This is a genomic window from Streptomyces sp. NPDC029674 (genome assembly GCF_044903205.1).
Taxonomy (GTDB): domain Bacteria; phylum Actinomycetota; class Actinomycetes; order Streptomycetales; family Streptomycetaceae; genus Streptomyces.
The window spans coordinates 376,295-394,414 of record NZ_JBJDPY010000005.1; the positions used below are offsets into that span (position 1 = coordinate 376,295).

Below are 18,120 nucleotides of genomic sequence, written 5' to 3' on the forward strand. Positions count from 1 at the left end.
CCTCATGTCCTCCCTTCCCTCTTCCCCTTCTTCCCCCTCTTCCCCCCCTTCCCCCTCCCCCTTCGCCGCCCTGCGCGAACCGGGCGTGCTGCGACGGGACATCCTCGCCTCACTCGTCGTCTTCCTGGTCGCCCTGCCGTTGTGCGTCGGCGTGGCGGTGGCCTCCGGCGTTCCCGCCGAACTGGGCCTCGTCACCGGCATCGTCGGCGGCATCGTGGTCGGCTTCCTGCCGGGCAGCGCCCTCCAGGTGAGCGGGCCCGCCGCCGGACTGACCGTGCTGGTCTTCGAAGCGGTGCGCGAGTTCGGGCTCAGCATGCTGGGCGCCATCGTGCTCCTCACCGGAGCACTCCAGATCGCCCTCGGCCTGCTCCGCTGCGGCCGCTGGTTCCGCGCGATATCCGTGTCCGTCGTGCAGGGCATGCTGGCGGGCATCGGCCTCGTGCTGATCTTCGGCCAGCTGTACACCATGGCCGGGGCCGAGCAGCCGCGCTCGGGCATCGACAAGATCACCGGCGTGCCCGGGCTGCTCGCCGACACCGTGCAGGACAGCACGGCGCTGACCGCCGCAGCCCTCGGCCTCGGCACCATCGCCGTTCTCGTCCTCTGGCCGAAGCTGCCCGCCGCGGCACGCGTGGTGCCCGCCCCGCTGGCCGCCGTGGCCCTGGCCACCGCCGTCACCGCCGGGTTCGGCCTCGACGTGGCGAACGTGTCGGTGCGCGGCATGGTCGACGCGATCCAGCCGCCCGGTCTCGGCGACCTTGCGGACCTGGGCACCGTGGCCGTGCTCGGCACCGTGCTCGCGTTCACCCTGATCGCGTCCGCCGAGTCGCTGTTCAGCGCGGCGGCCGTGGACCGCATGCACGACGGGCCGCGCACGCAGTACGACAAGGAGCTCGTCGCCCAGGGCGTCGGCAACACGGTGTGCGGCGTGCTCGGCGCGCTGCCGATGACCGCGGTCATCGTCCGCAGCTCCGCCAACGTCCAGGCGGGCGCCCGTACCCCGCTCTCCCGGATCCTGCACGGCGTGTGGCTGCTGCTGTTCGCGGTGCTCCTGCCTGCCGCGCTCGGCATCATCCCGCTGGCGGCGCTCGCCGGTGTCCTGGTGCACGCGGGCTGCAAGCTGATTCCCTTCAAGGAGATCGTCCCGCTCGCCCGCGCCCACCGCGGCGAGGCCGTCGTCCTCTCCGTCACGGCGATCGCCATCGTGGTGACCAACATGTTCGAGGGCGTGGTCCTCGGCCTGATCCTCGCCGTGGTCAAGTCCGCCTGGGAGACCTCCCACATCCACCTGGACGTACGGGAGCTGACCGACGGCAGGATGGTGGTGACCCTCACCGGGAACGCCACGTTCCTGCGGCTTCCCCGCATCCTGGAGACGCTGGAAGCCATGCCGCAGGACCGGCCCATCGAGCTGGACCTGACGGACGTCCGCCACCTGGACCACGCCTGCCGCACGACGCTGGAGAACTGGGCGCTGCGGCACAACGACAGCGGTACGGAAGCCGTCCGGATGAAGACACGTCCGGTGGCCGGGGCCGGGGCCTGACGCCCCCCTCACCATCACCTGCCGCTCCCTCGTTTTCCCCTGCTCCGGGCGGCGAGCGCCACATGCTCGCCGCCCGGTGTCCCATCACCCCCCGGCACAGCGTGCCGGTCAACCATGGAGGTCTCACCGTGGAACAGCTCATCAAGCGCATGACGCAGGAGTCCGTGTGGCAGAAGTGGGTCGCCGCCAACTCCGCCCAGGGCGCCACGCCGGGCGCGAAGGAGGGCTGCATCAGCGCCACGCCGAAGAGCGGCTGCATCAGCGCCACCGGCAAGACCGGCTGCATCTCCTGACGCGGTGACCCGGCGGGGCGGTGGCCACGGCGACACCAGCCGCGGCCACCGCCCCGCAGCCCGCACAGCCCACCGCCCCGCAGCCCGCACAGCCCACTGCCGCCTGCCCCCCACCCCCTGCCCCGTACCGGAGCCCTCTTGAATCGCCTGCCGAGCGCCGACGTCCTGGAAAAGGTCCGGGACATCCCCCTCTACCGCGCGTCCGTCGAGCGCGGTGACTTCCCGGTCCTGGAGAAGCCGGAGATCGCCCGGGACTTCCCCGCCAACTGGATGACCCCGGAACTGGAGCGCGCCCTGGAGGCGGGCGACGCCGAGTTCGTGCTGTCCACCGGCACCAACCACGCCCGTATGCAGCTCATCCGGCCGCCGTACTTCCTGCTCCGCTCCTACTACCGGCTGTGGAGCGAACACCCGGACCTCGGCCCCCTCTGGCACGAGGGCGGCCGGCGGGTCTCGCTGACCACCGTCCTCGCCACCGAGCATGTGGCGCGGGTCAACGCGCGCAAACCGGGGGCCACCCCGGGCGAGCGCTGGCTCGACGACCGGACGCTGTACCTCAACCGCCGCCTGGACCCGGCCGACTGGGACCGTGCCGAGGTCGAACGCATGCTCGCCGAGATCCGCGAGGTGAGCGCCGCGCACCCCCGGGGCTCGTACCTCCTGGACTGCTCCGGCTACCACCTCGCGCACCTGGTCGGGAAGGTCGACGAGTGGGACCTGTGGGACAGATTCCCCCGGCCGTCCGGCATCGTGCACGCCTACGAGTACACGCCGTTGAACGTCCGCGCCCAGCTGCGCGCGCGCTTCGACTGCCCGATCGTCGACCTCTTCGGCAGCACCGAACTGGGCTACCTCTTCTACAGCGACGGAGACGGCGGCTACCGCCCCTATCTGCACGACATGAGCGTCGAGCTGATCCCGGTGGAGCCGGGCAGCGGCATCCACAGCCTGATCGTCACCAGCATCCGCAATCCGTACATGCCGCTGGTCCGCTACCGGTCCGGCGACTGCGTCCGCACCGGCGACGGCAGCACGGACCCGGAGCGGATCGTCTCCTTCTGCGGCCGTGAGAAGGAACTGCTGCCGGCGCCCGGCGGCCCCGTCGCCCAGGCCGACCTGGACGCGCGGGTCGCGGCCGCCGCCGCCCGGATCTTCCTGCACCAGCTGCGGCTGACCGGCGAGGACCGGTGCGTGCTGAGCTGCACGACCTTCGACGGCAAGCCGCTCACACCGGCGGAGGAAGCCGACCTCGCCACCTCGGTCGGCGAGTTGACCGGCCGAGCCTGCCGCGTGGAGCACGTCGTCCACGTACCGATCGGGCGTTCCGGAAAGTACGCCTGGCTGACCACGACCTAGCGAAGAGCCGACAGGAACCCGCCATGCACGCACCCGCACCGCACGCCTCCGCACCGCACGCGCCCGCGCCCACCGCCGAGGAGCTGCTCGGCACCGACCTGCACACCGAGGTGGTCCGGCACTTCGCGGCGAAGCCCGGCGCCCCGGCCGCCTCGTACGTCACGCACCAGGTCCGCGAGTGTCTCCGCTACCTCTACCTGGTCTCCCGCCACCCCGACCGGCTCGGCGGCCTCTTCCTCCCCGTCGAGCAGGACATCGACGAGATCTGGCACTACCTCATCCTGCAGACCCGCGAGTACCGGGAGCTGTGCGAACAGCGCCTGCCCGGCGGCCACTTCATCCACCACCGCAGCGTGTCCTACGACACCTACCAGCGGGAGCCGGGCCGCGAGGCGGCCGCGGAGCAGGCGCTGCGGTGGATCCCCCTCTACACCGAGGCGTTCGGGCCGTACGACGAGGACGCCCTGCCGCACTGGACGGTCGTGCGCTTCCTCCACGACGAGCTGCGGCTGTCCCTGGCCGACATCGCCGCGCTGGCGGAGAGCCCGGAAAGCTAGCGCGGTCTGCGAGTGTGGGGTGGACGACCGCACTCCTGGGAGGACGACCCGTGCAGATCAACGCCCTCATCATCGACGCCACCGACCCCGAGCGGGTCGCCGCCTTCTGGTCCGAGCTGCTCGACAGGCCCGTGGTGGGCCGCACGGGACCGTACGTATGGCTGCGGCGGGAGAACGGGCTGGGTGTCGGGATCCAGCGGACCGACAGCCCCACGTCCGGCAAGAGCAAGAACCGCCTGCACTTCGACCTCGCGTCGCCCGACCCGGCCGCCGAACAGCGCCGGGTCGAGGCGCTCGGCGGACGCAGGCTGGAGGAGTACGCCGACGGCGGCTTCCTGGTGATGGCGGACCCCGAGGGCAACGAGTTCTGCATCATCCCGGACGGCCCCTTCGAGCTCGACGACGAAGGACGGACGGACTACCTCGGCTGAGCGGGCCCCTCAACTCCGGCCCGGTACCGACCCGTTGAAGCCGCGGAAGCACTCCCCCGCACGCGCCGCCATAGTAATGTGACATTTTACTGGCCGTGCTCCTGTGGTCCCGCTGGTTCCTGTGGTCCGCGGCCCCCTTCGCGTCTCCAGGGAGTCCCCGTGACCGAATCCGGCACCCGCCCGCTCCACACCGGCAGCCACGACCTGCCCGTCTCCGCCGAGCTGTCCCGCTTCATGGCGGCGTCCTGGGCCCCGTCCGCGCTGCCGGAGTCCACGCGGGTCGCCGCGTACGCCGTCACCCCGGCACGCCGGGCCCGGCTCTCCGCCCGCTTCCCCGGCGAGCGGCTGATCGTCCCGGCGGGCGAGCTCACGGTCCGCTCGAACGACTGCGACCACCGCTTCCGCCCGCACAGCGCGTACGCCTGGCTGACCGGGCTCACCGGGGAGGACCAGGCGGGCAGCGTGCTGGCCATGGAGCCTTCGGGGCCGCACGGGCACGAGGCGGTGCTCCATCTGCGGCCACGCTCCCCGCGCGCCGACGGGGACGAGGAGTTCTACCGGGACCGGCGCTACGGCGAGTTCTGGGTGGGCCGCCGCCCCGACCTCGCCGAGGCGGAGCGGCTCACCGGCATCCGCTGCGCCCACCTGGACGCCCTGGGCTCCCCGACAGGGCGCGACGCCACCTCCGACCCCGAACTCGCCGCCGTGCTCTCCGAGTTGCGCCTGGTCAAGGACGCCTGGGAGGTCGGACAGCTGCAACTGGCCGTCGACCACACCACCGCCGGGTTCGAGGACGTGGTGCGCGCACTGCCGCGCGCTCTCGCGCACCCGCGCGGCGAGCGCTGGATCGAGGGGGTATTCGGCCTGCGTGCCCGCGCCGAGGGCAACGGCACCGGTTACGAGACCATCGCGGCCTCCGGCGCCCACGCCTGCGTACTCCACTGGATCCGCAACGACGGGCGGCTGCACCGCGACGACCTTCTGCTCCTGGACGCGGGCGTGGAGACGGACAGCCTCTACACCGCCGACATCACCCGCACCCTGCCGCTCTCCGGCCGCTTCTCCCCCGTCCAGCGCCAGGTGTACGAACTGGTGCTCGCCGCCCAGGAAGCGGGCATCGCGGCCCTGCGCCCCGGGGCCCGCTTCCGCGACTTCCACCGGGCCGCCATGCGGGTCATCGCCGAAGGGCTGGCCGACTGGGGTGTGCTCGAGGACGCCGAGGGTGACCTGCACCGCCGCTACACCCTGTGCGGCAGCGGCCACATGCTCGGTCTCGACGTCCACGACTGCGCCGAGGCGCGGGCCGGGACGTATCTGGACGGCGTCCTGGAGGAGGGCCAGGTCCTCACCGTGGAACCCGGCCTCTACCTCCAGCCCGACGACGAGACGCTCCCCGCCGAGCTGCGCGGCATCGGCGTCCGGATCGAGGACGACCTCGTCATCACACCGGAGGGCGCCCGGCTGCTGTCGGGCGCGCTGCCGCGTACCGTCGCCGGGGTCGAGGAGTGGATGGGCAACCTACTGGACGGCCACGACCACGGTCACGCCTGAGGCAGCCCGGTCACCGGGCGCCGTCGAACGTCCACACCGCTCCGGAGCCCGGTCCTACGGTCAGCGTCGAGCGGCCGATCCGCTCCACATGGCGCTGTTTCACCGGATCGTTGAGCGAGAACCGGACCTCCCGCAGGCCCGCCTCGTCGCGGGTCGTCGCGTCGAGCCGGATCGTGGTGCCGCCCCGCGTCGCGACGGCGCCGTCCCCGGGCAGCGGCCGCACGACGAAGCCGCCGGCCCGCAGCAGCGGCACGGTGCTTGCGACGTCGCGGGGCGTGGCCGCGAGGTTGAGGGAGGTCACGTCCCGCATCTGGTGCTTGCGGTAGTCGTCGTTCAGGTAGCGCTCGCGGCCGACGTCGCCCGGGTGGCTCGGCGGCTCCGTCTTGCTGCGCGGGTCGGCGAAGTACTCCGGCCGGTACTCCATCGCCCAAGTGCCGAACGAGTCGTACTGGTTGGCGGCGATGACGAAGAACCCGTCGAACCACGGCACGGGCACGCCGTCCCCGAAGTCACGCGTCTGCAGGAAGTCGGCCGGAGTGATCCCCTGGGCCCGCACCCGTTCGCGCACCGTCGCCAGGTCACCGTCGCGCTCGACCGAGACGGCCATGCCGGTCGCCCCGAACTCGCCGTCCTTGCCGGGCAGATCGCCGACCCCGAAGAGTTCGAGGTAGCTCTCGCGGCCCAGGAGGTAGCGGCCGGTCCAGGTCTGCCCGTCGGAGCCGGTCGTGGTGCGGACCTGGAAGTTCGCGAACTCCCGCAGGTAGTCCGAGTGCTCGATGGCGTCGGCGGTCTCCCGGTCGAGCACGCCGTAGGCGTGGTTGTAGAAGAGGAGTTGCCGGCCGTGCGAGGGCTCCTCCTCGCCGGGCGGTGCCGCCCAGGCGCTTCCCCCGCCCACCCAGGCGAGAGCGGCGGCGAGCGCCACCACGAGGGCCATGACCATCCGCGACTTCCGGCGCAGCAGCATACGGACGATCGTAGGGCGAGCGGGACGAGTGGGACAGCGGTTGTGACGCGATTTCCTTCGTGTCGGTCCGTGGGGTAGAGTCGATCATGAGCTCGCCGCCGAACAGACGGTGCCGGGCCCGGCGTTGGTGGTCCAAGGAAAGGCGCCCCACTTCCTGTGGGGAGATGCAGGTGCAAGGCCTGCCCAGCGCTCGCAGAGAAGGCCCCGGTCTCCGTCACGGAGACCGGGGCCTTCTGCCGTTCCGGCCGTTGTCGGTCACAGGCGACACTGGTGGCATGTTCACCGACCGGCTTCCGCCCCCGACCGTCTACGGCCGTCTCCGCGTCCAGCGGCACGACCTCGCACCCGCCCGCTGGCTGGAGCGAAGCCTCCACGACATGGCTGAGTTCGGCACGGTGGCGGCGGTGTGCGTTCCCGGCTTCGAGGCGTACGCGCGGATCCTCCACCCGGCGCGGCTCGGCGCGGCGCCGGTGCGGTGGGACCGGGCCGCCACCGCGTACGGCGCGACGGTCGGCGCGACGACGCGCTGGCACGAGCTGATCGGCGCCGAGGACCGCCTCGAGTACCGCAACGACGACACCCCGGCCGTCCCCGGCGTCTGGGACGAGCACCCGCACGAGGGCCCGACCCCCGCCGACGTCGCCCGCACCCTGATCCCCGTGCTCGCCCGCCACACCCGCACCCCCGACCGCTGCTGGTACGGGCTGTGGGCCGGGTACGGGCACATCGAGTGGGACGGGGTGCCCGCCTTCGAGACGCCCGGCCGTGAGGAGATCCTCCTCGCAGGCCCCCTGGACGACGCCGACTCGCCCGCCCCCGGCACCCACGACGGCGTGCCCGAACTCCCCGACCTGTGGTGGCCCGAGGACCGGGCCTGGTGCGTGGGCGGCGACGTCGGCCTGGTGAGCACGTACGTCGGTGGCTCGGCGGAGTGCGTCGCGGGCCTCCTCGCGACCCCGGGCCTGGAGGCGTACGCGGTCGACGAGAGGTCGGCGGTCGACTGAGCGGCGCGACAGCCCCGCCGGTCAGCGCAGCAGGCCCGGGCGGGCCGACCGTGCCGTGGCGACGAGTTCGGCGACCGTGGCCAGTTTGACCCGGGGGCGGCCGGTGTCGCGGCCGCGCGTGAGCTCGGCGCGCTCGATGGCGGCCAGACCGCGCGCGTCGACCACGTGACGGTTGCGGCGGCGGGCCAGCCGGTGGAACGCCCTGGGGGTGTGCCGCGGGGTGGGCAGGGCGCCGGCGACCGCGTCGGCCAGGAGCGTGGAGACCGTCTCGGCGGCGCAGGTGCGGTTGGCGCCGATGCCGCCGGAGGGGCCGCGCTTGATCCAGCCCACGACATAGGTGCCCGGCTGTCCGCTCACCCGGCCGCCCTCGTGGGGCACCGTGCCGTCGGTCTCGTCGAAGGGGAGTCCCGCGACGGGCACGCCGCGGTAGCCGATCGCGCGCAGCAGCAGGCCCGCCGGTATCGTCCGCTCCCCCGCTTCGGCCGTCACCCGCACACCCTCCACCCGTTCCGTGCCGAGTACTTCGGCGGGTTCGCTGTGGAAGCGCAGCACGATCCTGCGGCCGGGCGCCGGGGGCCGCTCCCAGTCGTGGCGCGTACGCGTGACGCCTCGCAGGAGCGCCGCCTTGTCCTTCGCCTCCGCGGTGTCGACGGCGGACCCGATGCGCGGATCGTGGTCGTCGACGACCAGGTCCACGTCCGGCAGGTGCTTGAGGGCCAGCAGTTCGGACCTGGTGTACGCGGCGTCCTCCGGGCCGCGCCGCGCGAGCAGGACCACTTCGCGCACCTTGCTGTCGCGCAGGGCCCGCAGGGCGTGGTCGGCGATGTCGGTGCGGGCGAGGGTGTCGGGGTCGGCGAGCAGGATCCTCGCCACGTCCAGGGCGACGTTGCCGTTGCCGACGACGACCACGCGCTCCGCCGACAGGTCGATGCCGTCCGGCGCGGCGTCCGGGTGGGCGTTGTACCAGGCGACGAACGCCCTCGCGGAGACGCTGCCGGGCAGCTCCTCGCCGGGCATCGCGAGGCGCCGGTCGGCCGAGGCGCCCACGGCGTAGACGACCGCGTCGTGGTGGGCGGCGATCTCCTCCGGCGTGACGTCGGTGCCCACGTCGAGACCCAGGTGCAGCCGCACTCTCGGGTGGGCGTGGAAGCGCGCGAAGGTGTCGCCGACCTTCTTGGTCGCGGGGTGGTCCGGTGCCACGCCGTAGCGCACGAGGCCGCCGGCCACCGGCAGCCGGTCGATCAGCGTGATCTCGGCACTGGTGTGCAGCAGCAGGTCCTGCACGGCGTACATCCCGGCGGGTCCTGTGCCGACGACGGCGACCTTCAGCGGTGCGAAGTCCGCCGGCAGGACGCGGGGGAAGGACGGCTCGCCCCAGGTGTGGAAGTTGGGGCCCTCGGGGGCGGGTTCGGGTGTCCCGTCCGCCGTGTCGCCGTCGTAGTAGGCCGCGTTGATGGCGGCGTACTCGCGCTGCGCGACGGGGAGGCTGTCCACCGGGAAGATCGCGTCGACGGGGCAGGCGTCGGCGCAGGCGCCGCAGGCGATGCACGTCTTCGGGTCGATGTGCAGCATCTCCGTGCTGCCGAACGCCCGCTCCTCCGGCGTGGGGTGGATGCAGTTGACCGGGCAGACGGCGACGCAGGTGGCGTCGCTGCAGCAGGTCTGGGTGATGGCGTAGGTCATGTCGTCGACTCTGCTCGGCTCGGTGGGTCGCGTCGGGTCGCGTCGGATCAGATGAGGTGGGCGCGCTGGTAGAACACCAGGGCCGGCTTGGTGAGCAGGCCGCACGAGGCCAGGAACTCCATGAGGCCCGAACAGCTGGACCGCATCATGGACTTGTGGTGTTCGTTGGCCTTCGCCTCGGCGAGCGCACGTTCCTCGTCGAGTCCGGCGTTCGCGTACACCTTGCGGTTCACCATGCTGGTGACGATGACGTACGACGCGATGGCGATGACCAGGGCGTTGATCTCGCGGCGCACCCGGCCCGCGCCCGCGAGCCGCTTGCGTGTCTGGTCGCGGGCGAACTTCATGTGCCGCGACTCCTCGACGACATGGATGTTGTTGATGGTCCGGACGAACGGCACGACCCGCTCGTCCCGCATCCAGTCGCGCTGCATGACGTCGAGGACCTCCTCGGCCACGAGGATCGCGGCGTACGCGGCCTCGCCGAAGGCGACCGACTTGAAGACCCTGCCGAGTTCGGTGGCCCAGCGGCGCGGCCGGTAGGCGGGGGCGCCGAGCTTCGCGGCGCCGCGGGCGAACATGATGGAGTGCCGGCACTCCTCGGCGATCTCCGTGAGCGCCCACTGGACCTCGGCGCTGGTCGGGTCCTTGGCGTAGACGTCGCGCAGCACCATCTGCTGCAGGATCATCTCGAACCAGATGCCCGTGCTGGCCACCGAGGCGGCCTCCTGCCGGGTCAGCTCCTTCTGCTGCTCCTCGGTCATCTCCCGCCAGTAGGCGGTGCCGTAGAGCGTGCACCACTCCGGGCTCGCGCCGTGGCAGTTCCGGTCCAGCGGCGTCTCCCAGTCGACCTCCGTGGCCGGGTCGTACGCCAGCACGGCGGCCGAGTCCAGCAGCCGCCGGGCGACGTCGCCCTCCGGGGAGTGGTCCTGTGTGCTCGGCCGAACAGTGCTGCTTGCCATGCTGCGGCTCCTTGACTCGGGCGTCCGGGCAGCGGGCGCGGCGCCTCGTCACACGGCAGGCCGCGACCCCGTTGTTAGACGGAATGTATAACAACGGGGTCGGGTGCGCCTACCCTCGAGTAAGCAGGAGATCGGACGGAGCCGGTCCGCTCTGGAGCGGCGCGGGTCAGCCGCTCGTCGCGGGCCAGCGGATCCGCGTACTGCACGCGGACACGACCAGCGCCGACGCGGCGACGGCGGCGAAACCCCACACGAGACTGCTCGCGTTCGCGATGAACCCGATGAGCGGCGGCCCGGCCAGCAGACCCGTCGTCCCCATGGCGGCGACCAGGGTCAGCGAGTCCGAGCCCTGCCCCGCGGCGGCCACATAGACGCACGGGGTGACGGCCGCGATGCCGAGGCCGACACACGCGAAGCCGAGCAGGGCGGGCACCAGGCCGCCGCTGAGCAGCGCGAGTGCCAGGCCCGCGCCGGCCAGCACGCTGCCGAAGAGCACGACGCGGCCGTCGCCCCAGCGGCTGCGCCAGCCGTCGGCGAAGAGGCGGGCGACGACCATCATTCCGGAGACGACGGCGATGCCCAGCGGTGCGAGTTCGGCGGAGGCCTCGGCCACGTCCTCCAAGTAGAGGGCGGACCAGTCGTTCATGGCGCCTTCGGTGACGGTGCCGAACGCCATGGCGACGCACATCCACAGCGTCATGCGGGACGGCACGGTCCACTTGCCGCGCTTCTTCTCGGCCTCCCTCTTCTCCGCCCCCTTGTCCCCCTCTGTCTTCTCCTTCTGTACGGCGGCCTGGTCATCGGTCAGGAGACCTGTGCGGGCCAGCGCCGCCAGCAGGAGGAGCAGCAGCGCGGCCGCTCCGAAGTGCACGGCGACCGTCGAGGTCACCGTGTTCATCCCGGAGGCGAGCAGCGCGGCGAGCAGGGAACCGCCGCTGAACGTGGCGTGCAGCCGTGCCATGGCGTTGCGTTCGTACCGGCTCTCCAGCTCGGCGCCCTGCGCGTTCATGGCGACGTTGAGGCAGCCGACGAGGACGCCGTCGACGCACATGACGAGCAGGGCGACCGGGTAGTTGGGCGCCGCGGCCAGGGCGGGGAGCAGCAGGGCGAGGCAGAGCGCGGACAGGAGCGCGAGGCGCTGCGAGCCGAGGCGCCGCATCAGGGCGGCGACGATGGGGAACGACACGGCGGCGCCGATGCCGGCGGCCATCAGGAGCACGCCGACCTCCGCCGCGGTCAGGTCGAGGTCCTCCTTGATCGCCGGAATGCGCGACGCCCATGTCGCGTACTGGAATCCGAGCGAGCAGAACAGCGCCGCGATCGCCAACTGGGCCCGGTGGAAAGGGTCATGCACGCGGAGCACCCGCATCAGCCCACATTTCTGTTTCTCCCGGTGACGGCGCGCCGGCCGTCACCGCTTTGGACATGTACACCGCCGTCGGGCCGTAGCCGGCCGGCGGCGGGCCCCCTCGGCGGGCCGTGAAGCCGCGGCCCGACCAGAACGTCTCGCTGCCGCCGACGGCGACCAGGGAGATCTGCTCGTACCCGTGCGAGCGGGCCGTCTCGGTGAGGCGCCCCAGGAGGTGGCGGGCCAGCCCCCGGTGCCGCAGGTGCTCCGCGACGACGATGTCGTGCAGATGCAGGTTGCGTGAGCGGAGCGTCGCCGTCGGCTCGACACCGTCGAGTTCGGGGTACGCGGACTCCGGATAGGGCAGCGCGAGCAGGTAGCCCGCGAGGCGCCGCCCGAGGTCCACCGCGAAGCAGGTCTCCGGCGAGGCCCGCACCCGGGACTCCAGCGCGGCCCGCCCCTCCGACAGGCCGAGGGGCGTGTAGGCGCCGGCCTCCAGCGCTACGATGCCGTCCCAGTCGCCGTCGGCGACGGGGCGGACGTGTATCTCCTCGGTCATGCGGCCTCGCCGTCGATCCAGGTGTACGGGAGCGGGCTGAAGCCGTTGAAACCCTGCGTCATGTAGCTGGTCGCGTACGCGCCGCAGGAGAGCACCCAGACCGGGTCGCCGGAGGCGAGCTCCCTGGGCACCGGGACGAGTCCGTCCTCGTGCGAGTAGGCGTCGTCGCTGTCGCAGGTGGGTCCCGCGATGACGGCGGGGACGGACTCGGCGTCGCGGTGCGAGGGGAAGACCAGGCGGTACTGCAACTGGTCCATTTCGTAGAGGCCGTTGAACTTGCCGCAGCTCAGGTACAGCCAGTACTGGCGCTCTCCGTCGGGACCGCGGCGGGCGGCGAGCCGGGACACGTGCGCGCGGATGGCACCGTGGTCGGCGGTGAGGTGGCGCCCCGGTTCGATGACGAAGCGGAGCCGGTGGCCGGGTATCCCGGCCAGGTGTGCCATGCCCTCGCGGATGACGGCGAAGATCTTGTCCAGCGGCGGGTCGAGGGGCCTGCCGTGCTTGTCGCGGTAGCCGAGCGCGGGCAGCCCGCCGCCGAGGTTGACGTGGTCCAGGGAGATCCCGCGCCGGGCGAGGGCCGCCAGCACATCGGCGATGCGGTCGACGGCGCCGTGCCAGGCGTCGGCCGTCATCTGCTGGGAGCCGACGTGCACGGAGAGACCGGCGGGCGTGAGCCCCAGGTCGCGCGCCGTCTCCAGGATCGTGAGGGCGTCGTCGGGCGAGCAGCCGTATTTGTTGCTGAGCCCCCAGAGCGCGCCTTCGCCGGTGGTCGCGAGCCGGCAGAACACCCGGCTGCCCGGGGCGTGTTCGGCGACCGCCCGGACGTCCTCCAGGCTGTCGGTGGCGAAGTCCCTGATGCCGAGCCGGAACGCGTCGGCGATGTTCCGGTCGGACTTGACGGTGTTGCCGTAGTGCATCCTGCTGATCGGCACGCCCGCCGCGAGCGCCTGCTCCACCTCCTTGGGGCTGGCCGCGTCGACGCCGCAGCCGCGCCGCGCCAGGCGGGCGAGGACCTCGTCCACCGGGCAGGCCTTCATCGCGAAGCGGACGGCCACGTCGGGGAGTTCGCGGCACAGGGCGTCGTAGCGTTCCTCGATGCCGGGCAGGTCGAAGACGATCCGGTCCTCGGCGGCGGCCGCGAGGGCGTCCAGGAGCGGGCCGCTGTCGTACGTCGTCGTGCTCACGCCGGGTGTCCCGCCGTTCCCGCCGTTCCCGCCGTCAGGAGGGGGCCGGCGTCCCTGCTGGCACCCACCAGGGCTTCCCACGCCTCGGTCAGCAGGGCGAAGTCCTCGATGTCGCCGCGCGCCTCGTCCAGCAGGCGTTCACGGCGCGCGGCCAGGTGGTCGGCGAACTCCGCGTACCGGCCGCCGAGCCGGCGGTAGGCGGTGTCCAGGCGGTCGAGCCGCCGGACGTTCCCGGCCCGGTCGAGCGCGGTGCTCTCGCGGGCGAACCCGGCGATGGCGGAGGCGCGGACGTGTCCGCGGTCGTCGAGCAGCGCCTCGCCCGCCGCGCCCATCCGCTCGTAGATGTGGTTGAAGTAGAGCATCGACAGGAAGAACTTCGCGAAGCGCGTCTGGTACGCGAGGAAGCCGGCGTCGGTCCTGCGTTCCGGGGTGTAGTAGTTGACGATGTTGCGGTTGTGCAGGACGCCGGGCAGGGCGGCGTCGTGGACCAGGTGGATGAGGAAGTAGTCGCTGCCGATGGTGTCGGTGGCCGGTGGCAGCGGTACGCGCTCGTGCACGTCGTGGAAGCTGATGTTGCACATGTCGACGCGCATCGGGTCGACGAGGGTCAGCAGCGCGTGGTCGCGGTCGAACGTGTCGGAGCCCGCTCCGCGGAAGGATTCGTCGACCAGGTCCCGCTTCTCGGCCTCGGTCCAGTGGTCGGGCGCCCAGAGGCTGACCACGTCGTAGTACACCTCGGGGTCGAGGCGGTGGATCTCGCCGATGTCGACGGAGAGTTCCCCCACGAAGGAGCTGCCGACCATCGCCACGCGCTTGTCCGCGTGGCGGGGTTCGAGAGCGCTCTCGGTGACGCCGTGCGCCGCCTGCGCCGCGGTCTTGCCCAGCGACATGAGCTCGTGGTGCACGGGGAAGACGGGCTTGCCGTCGACGGTCTGGTAGCGGCTGTCGGAGTCCCTGCGGTGGACGGACTCGCAGCCCAGCGCGGCGGCGACGAGGAAGGCGCGGTTGGTGCAGGCGCCGTAGGAGAGGCCGGCCGGGAGCATCAGGTCGAGGAGCAGCTCCGGCTTGGCGACGTCGGCCGCGCCGATCACCCGGCGCAGGAAGTCGCGCTGTGCCGCCTCGTCCAGGTGGTGCACGACGACGCGCGGCACGTCCGGCAGTGCGCGCACGGCCCGGCTGTGCTCGGCGAAGGTGTCCGGGTCGGAGGAGTCCAGGATCAGCAGGTGCGCCTCGACGTCGAAGTGGGCGGCGGCGTACGCCGCTTCCTCGCCGATCGCCGCGATGGTCTGCGGGCAGGCCCGGTTGGTGGGGAGCGTCAGGCAGATGCGTCGCATGCGGCTTCCCCGTTCCAGGACTTGAGGCCGAGCAGCTTGGCTCCCAGGTCGTTGAGGGCGGCGGTGCCGTACCGCAGCGACTCGTGCTTGTGGGCGTCGCCGAGGAGCGTGGCGTTCCAGTCCGGTGTGGAGAGGTTGCTCCAGGAGTCGACGCGGGAGCGGCGGAGCTCGTCGTGGGTCTCCAGGGCGGGCATCATCGAGAGGTACTGGACCGCCCGGACGCCGTCCTTCGAGGTGTTGGGGGCCACGCCGTGCGCCAGCAGGCCGTTCCAGATCAGCAGGTCGCCGGCTTCGAGTTCCGGCCGTACGACGGGCATCTCGTCGCGGTCTATCGCGGGGCGTATGGGGTCGCGGTCGTCGGGCTGGAGCGCCTTCCACCGGTCGAACTGCCGGAACAGCTCGGGGCAGCACTGGAAGCCGCCGTGGTCGTGACGGGTGTCGTCAAGCGCGATGATGCCCTGTACGCGCTGGGGCAGCACGCCGAGGGTGGTGTCGACGTCCCAGTGGAGGTTGATGTCGAAGCCGCGCTCGGTGGGCGCGATCAGCGAGCGGGAGCGGTTCTTGACGTTGGGCGGGTTGAGGTTGAGCCGGTCCAGGGTCACCCAGAGCTCTTCGCAGTCCCATACGTCGACGAACGCGTCGTAGACCCGCTGCGTCTGGCGGCTGTCCCAGATCAGCTGGTGGTGGTAGGCCTCGACGAAGCCGTAGACGTGCAGCTCGCGGTCGAGGTCCGAGCGGAACTCGCGCTCCTCGTACCAGGTCTCCGGGCGGCCGCGGTCCAGGCCCTGGAACTCCCAGGCGAAGTCGAGGAGGTCCTTCGCGGCCTCGGACGAGATCGCCTGCTTCACGACGACGTAGCCGTACGTCTGCCAGAAGGCGAAGTCCTCCTCGGAGAGCACGCGCAGGGGCCGGGTCTTGCGCAGGTCGCGCAGCTGGGTCTGCGCCAGGTACGTCTCACCGTCCGAGCTGAAGTACGGGACGTCGGAGGGGGCGCGATGGAGGTAGCGGTCGCTCGCTGGCATGTGGTGCTCCAAGGTTCGGTTGTTCTTCCGGCGGCACGGCTCCATGCCGGATCACCAAAATGGACTAGACCAACTCTCCGTGTCAACAATTGAATTGGGCGCCTTGCCAGTCAAAAGAGCGACATTTACCCCCAGTTCACACGCCCGCCATATGAGGATTCGGCAAAGATCCGGGGCGACAACTCCCGGCTACCGGGCGGTAGTTGGTCCGGACCAGGGCGAAAACACGCATCCGCGTGCATTGACGCCGCACGGCACCCGGTTCAGGGTGTTGCACACCTCGGCGCGCACCCCGAATCTCACGCACCGTGAACCCCTCCCCGCACAGGAAGGCTCTTCTCATGCGAAGACGCGTCTTTGTCCGTGGCCTGGCCTGCGGGCTGACAGCGGCCGGCACGGGGGCCGCCCTGTCCGTGCCCCTGTCCGGCACCGCCGCCGCCCGTCCCGCCGCCGCGGCGGGCAGCTGGCAGGAGGTCGCCGCACCCGGCGGGGAGCCCGCCGCCCACCTGGCGTCCGTGGCCGCCGCCGGGCCCGGCCTCGCCTGGGCCGTGGGCGAACACGGCCTGTACGGCGCCACCGAAGGCACCCCCATCTCACTCAGCTGGAACGGCACCGCATGGTCCCGGGACGACCTGTCCCACCTGACGTACACGGGCGGCCTGCGCGCCGTCGCCGCCGACCCCTCGGGCGGCGCGGCCTGGACCGTCGGCACCGATGCCGCGGGCCATGACCAGCTCCTCACCTGGGACGGCGCGACCTGGCGGGAAGTCGGCTTCCCCGGGCGCGGTGAGGCCGGGACGCGGCTCACGGATGTCGCGGCCGGGCCCGACGGCCGGTTCTGGGTGTCGGGGCGGCACGGCGACCGCGCCGGACTGCTGCGCGTCGACAGCAAGAGCCGGCGCTGGTGCAAGCCACTGCCGGACCCGGCCGCGCCGACGCCCACCGGGGTCACCGTGACACCCGGCGGCGACGTCTGGGTGTTCGGCGACATCATCGCCCGCTGGGACGGCGCCTGGACGGTCGTGCCGCGCCTGCCCGGCCTCCGCGCCTCGGTGACGGGGCTGCTGCCGGTCGCGCACGACGACATCTGGCTGACCGGCTTCGCGATCGGTCCTGGCGGCCCGCCCGGCAAGCCGCCGGGGATCCGCCTAGAGCACTGGGACGGCACGGAGTGGGTCCACCCCGGCGCCCCGTTCGGCATCGGCCTGTTGAGCGGCATCTGCGGCGACGACCGGGGCCGCCCCGACCTGATCTCCGGCTGGGACTTCTGGGACCAGAAACGCGCCCACTACCTGCGCTGGAACGGCACCACGTGGGTCAGCGAGCGGGGCCCGGAGACGCCCGCCACCTACCTGCCCGAGGCCATCGCCCGGATCCCGGGCACGGACGGCGGCTACTGGTCGGTGGGCACGACGTCCTTCTCACCCTTCCCACCGGCCCAACTCCGCGTGGAGCGCTTCGGTTAGCCCTCTGATCCGGCGCGCGGCGTGATGCCGAAGTCGAAGGCGACCGTTCCCGGGTCGATCGCCGTCACGCCGCCGTCGACGGTCAGCGCCGCGCCGTTGACGAAGGACGCGGCGGGCGACAGCAGCCAGGTGATCGCCTCGGCGACCTCCTCCGGCTGTCCGGGGCGGCCCGTCGGGACGAGCCGCGTCGCCTCGTCGTACGCCGCGTCGGCACCGCCCTCGCCCAGGCCCGCCTCCGCCGCGAACCGTGTCATCCGCCGGTCGGCCATCTCGGTCCGCACCCAGCTGGGGCAGACGGTGTTGGCGCGCAGCCCGGCCCTGCCGTAGTCGACGGCGACGGACCGGCACAGCTGGAGGAGCGCCGCCTTGGACGTCGCGTACGCGGCGTTCGCCACGCCGTTGCGCAGCGCGGCGACCGAGGCGACCGCGACGACCGAGCCGCGCGTCTCCAGCAGGTGCGGCAGCGCGGCGCGCAACAGCAGGAAGGGGCCGGTGAGGTTGGTGCGCAGGACCGTGTCCCAGTCCTCGTCGGAGAGGTCGCCGACCGCGCCGCTGCGGCCGACCCCGGCATTGAGGACGAGCCCGTCGACGCGGCCGTACGCCTCCACGGCCGCGGCCACGAGCCCCGCGACCGCCCCGGGATCGCCCGCGTCGGCGGGGTGCGCCAGCGCCCCGGTCTCCTCGGCGACCCGGAGCAACGGCTCGGGCCTGCGCCCCGAGATCACCACCCGGTGCTCGGTGGCGCGCAGTTGCCGTGCGGTGGCGGCCCCGATGCCGGTGCCGCCGCCCGTGACGATGACGACTCGACTCTCTGTCATGCCTGTTCAGCCTCCGGACGCAGTCGTGAGCAGCTGCCGCGA

General features: G+C 72.3%; 17 protein-coding genes. 8 read left to right on the plus strand and 9 right to left on the minus strand.

The features are described from left to right. The first annotated feature begins 4 nt into the window (after positions 1-4). From ACI2L3_RS15085 to ACI2L3_RS15110, 6 genes are all read left to right on the plus strand, one after another. Positions 5-1,546 carry a SulP family inorganic anion transporter gene (locus ACI2L3_RS15085; protein WP_404752800.1) on the plus strand — a complete coding sequence of 514 codons (1,542 nt, stop codon included), beginning with the start codon at positions 5-7 and terminating at the stop codon, positions 1,544-1,546. 128 nt (positions 1,547-1,674) lie between these two features. Next, positions 1,675-1,839 carry a hypothetical protein gene (locus ACI2L3_RS15090; protein WP_404752801.1) on the plus strand — a complete coding sequence of 55 codons (165 nt, stop codon included), beginning with the start codon at positions 1,675-1,677 and terminating at the stop codon, positions 1,837-1,839. 138 nt (positions 1,840-1,977) lie between these two features. Beyond that, the gene (locus tag ACI2L3_RS15095) at positions 1,978-3,195 is read left to right on the plus strand and encodes a hypothetical protein (RefSeq protein ID WP_404752802.1); all 1,218 of its coding nucleotides are present in this window, start codon (positions 1,978-1,980) and stop codon (positions 3,193-3,195) included. Positions 3,196-3,218: 23 nt separating this feature from the next. Then, on the plus strand, positions 3,219-3,752 hold the full coding sequence (locus ACI2L3_RS15100; RefSeq protein WP_404752803.1) for a hypothetical protein: 534 nt from the start codon (positions 3,219-3,221) through the stop codon (positions 3,750-3,752). Between the two features lie 50 nt (positions 3,753-3,802). Beyond that, complete coding sequence (locus ACI2L3_RS15105; protein WP_404752804.1) at positions 3,803-4,183, plus strand: VOC family protein; 381 nt, start codon at positions 3,803-3,805, stop codon at positions 4,181-4,183. A gap of 159 nt (positions 4,184-4,342) precedes the next feature. Further along, positions 4,343-5,734 (plus strand): aminopeptidase P family protein, encoded by a 1,392-nt coding sequence (locus tag ACI2L3_RS15110; protein WP_404752805.1) that lies wholly within the window; start codon positions 4,343-4,345, stop codon positions 5,732-5,734. A 10-nt stretch (positions 5,735-5,744) separates the two neighbouring features. On the opposite strand, the gene ACI2L3_RS15115 is transcribed toward ACI2L3_RS15110, so the two are convergent. After that, a complete protein-coding gene (locus ACI2L3_RS15115; protein WP_404752909.1) occupies positions 5,745-6,674 on the minus strand; it encodes a DUF5829 family protein in 930 nt (309 codons plus the stop codon). Between the two features lie 299 nt (positions 6,675-6,973). Here ACI2L3_RS15115 and ACI2L3_RS15120 point away from each other — a divergent pair, with 299 nt between their 5' ends. Continuing rightward, positions 6,974-7,702, plus strand: a complete 729-nt coding sequence (locus tag ACI2L3_RS15120) for a hypothetical protein (protein ID WP_404752806.1) — start codon at positions 6,974-6,976, stop codon at positions 7,700-7,702. Between the two features lie 21 nt (positions 7,703-7,723). Here ACI2L3_RS15120 and ACI2L3_RS15125 read toward each other — a convergent pair whose 3' ends face one another. The 7 genes from ACI2L3_RS15125 to ACI2L3_RS15155 all read right to left on the minus strand — a co-directional run bounded on the left by ACI2L3_RS15125 (position 7,724) and on the right by ACI2L3_RS15155 (position 15,794). Beyond that, positions 7,724-9,385, minus strand: coding sequence for an FAD-dependent oxidoreductase (locus ACI2L3_RS15125; RefSeq protein ID WP_404752807.1), 1,662 nt, complete (start codon positions 9,383-9,385; stop codon positions 7,724-7,726). A 47-nt stretch (positions 9,386-9,432) separates the two neighbouring features. After that, on the minus strand, positions 9,433-10,347 hold the full coding sequence (locus ACI2L3_RS15130; protein WP_404752808.1) for a diiron oxygenase: 915 nt from the start codon (positions 10,345-10,347) through the stop codon (positions 9,433-9,435). A gap of 166 nt (positions 10,348-10,513) precedes the next feature. Continuing rightward, positions 10,514-11,716, minus strand: coding sequence for an MFS transporter (locus ACI2L3_RS15135; protein ID WP_404752809.1), 1,203 nt, complete (start codon positions 11,714-11,716; stop codon positions 10,514-10,516). Then, the gene (locus ACI2L3_RS15140) at positions 11,694-12,254 is read right to left on the minus strand and encodes a GNAT family N-acetyltransferase (protein WP_404752810.1); all 561 of its coding nucleotides are present in this window, start codon (positions 12,252-12,254) and stop codon (positions 11,694-11,696) included. The genes ACI2L3_RS15135 and ACI2L3_RS15140 overlap by 23 nt, the downstream gene beginning before the upstream one ends. Continuing rightward, positions 12,251-13,438: a type III PLP-dependent enzyme gene (locus tag ACI2L3_RS15145; protein WP_404752811.1), complete on the minus strand. Its 1,188-nt coding sequence runs from the start codon at positions 13,436-13,438 to the stop codon at positions 12,251-12,253. The genes ACI2L3_RS15140 and ACI2L3_RS15145 overlap by 4 nt, the downstream gene beginning before the upstream one ends. Then, on the minus strand, positions 13,435-14,772 hold the full coding sequence (locus ACI2L3_RS15150) for a DUF6271 family protein (RefSeq protein WP_404752812.1): 1,338 nt from the start codon (positions 14,770-14,772) through the stop codon (positions 13,435-13,437). Before ACI2L3_RS15150 ends, ACI2L3_RS15145 begins: the two co-directional genes overlap by 4 nt. Then, complete coding sequence (locus tag ACI2L3_RS15155) at positions 14,754-15,794, minus strand: phytanoyl-CoA dioxygenase family protein (protein ID WP_404752813.1); 1,041 nt, start codon at positions 15,792-15,794, stop codon at positions 14,754-14,756. Before ACI2L3_RS15155 ends, ACI2L3_RS15150 begins: the two co-directional genes overlap by 19 nt. Positions 15,795-16,135: 341 nt before the next feature. Here ACI2L3_RS15155 and ACI2L3_RS15160 point away from each other — a divergent pair, with 341 nt between their 5' ends. Continuing rightward, positions 16,136-17,260: a hypothetical protein gene (locus ACI2L3_RS15160; protein ID WP_404752814.1), complete on the plus strand. Its 1,125-nt coding sequence runs from the start codon at positions 16,136-16,138 to the stop codon at positions 17,258-17,260. Here ACI2L3_RS15160 and ACI2L3_RS15165 read toward each other — a convergent pair. Continuing rightward, complete coding sequence (locus tag ACI2L3_RS15165) at positions 17,257-18,078, minus strand: SDR family NAD(P)-dependent oxidoreductase (protein ID WP_404752815.1); 822 nt, start codon at positions 18,076-18,078, stop codon at positions 17,257-17,259. The genes ACI2L3_RS15160 and ACI2L3_RS15165 overlap by 4 nt on opposite strands. Positions 18,079-18,120 lie beyond the last annotated feature (42 nt).

What these genes read in the sequence shown, in the direction of transcription:
- ACI2L3_RS15085 (WP_404752800.1), top strand. Translation starts at nt 5, where the DNA reads ATGTCCTCCCTTCCCTCTTCCCCTTCTTCCCCCTCTTCCCCCCCTTCC.
- ACI2L3_RS15100 (WP_404752803.1), top strand. Translation starts at nt 3,219, where the DNA reads ATGCACGCACCCGCACCGCACGCCTCCGCACCGCACGCGCCCGCGCCC.
- ACI2L3_RS15115 (WP_404752909.1), bottom strand. Translation starts at nt 6,674, where the DNA reads ATGGTCATGGCCCTCGTGGTGGCGCTCGCCGCCGCTCTCGCCTGGGTG.
- ACI2L3_RS15120 (WP_404752806.1), top strand. Translation starts at nt 6,974, where the DNA reads ATGTTCACCGACCGGCTTCCGCCCCCGACCGTCTACGGCCGTCTCCGC.
- ACI2L3_RS15125 (WP_404752807.1), bottom strand. Translation starts at nt 9,385, where the DNA reads ATGACCTACGCCATCACCCAGACCTGCTGCAGCGACGCCACCTGCGTC.
- ACI2L3_RS15130 (WP_404752808.1), bottom strand. Translation starts at nt 10,347, where the DNA reads ATGGCAAGCAGCACTGTTCGGCCGAGCACACAGGACCACTCCCCGGAG.
- ACI2L3_RS15135 (WP_404752809.1), bottom strand. Translation starts at nt 11,716, where the DNA reads ATGCGGGTGCTCCGCGTGCATGACCCTTTCCACCGGGCCCAGTTGGCG.
- ACI2L3_RS15140 (WP_404752810.1), bottom strand. Translation starts at nt 12,254, where the DNA reads ATGACCGAGGAGATACACGTCCGCCCCGTCGCCGACGGCGACTGGGAC.
- ACI2L3_RS15150 (WP_404752812.1), bottom strand. Translation starts at nt 14,772, where the DNA reads ATGCGACGCATCTGCCTGACGCTCCCCACCAACCGGGCCTGCCCGCAG.
- ACI2L3_RS15155 (WP_404752813.1), bottom strand. Translation starts at nt 15,794, where the DNA reads ATGCCAGCGAGCGACCGCTACCTCCATCGCGCCCCCTCCGACGTCCCG.
- ACI2L3_RS15160 (WP_404752814.1), top strand. Translation starts at nt 16,136, where the DNA reads ATGCGAAGACGCGTCTTTGTCCGTGGCCTGGCCTGCGGGCTGACAGCG.
- ACI2L3_RS15165 (WP_404752815.1), bottom strand. Translation starts at nt 18,078, where the DNA reads ATGACAGAGAGTCGAGTCGTCATCGTCACGGGCGGCGGCACCGGCATC.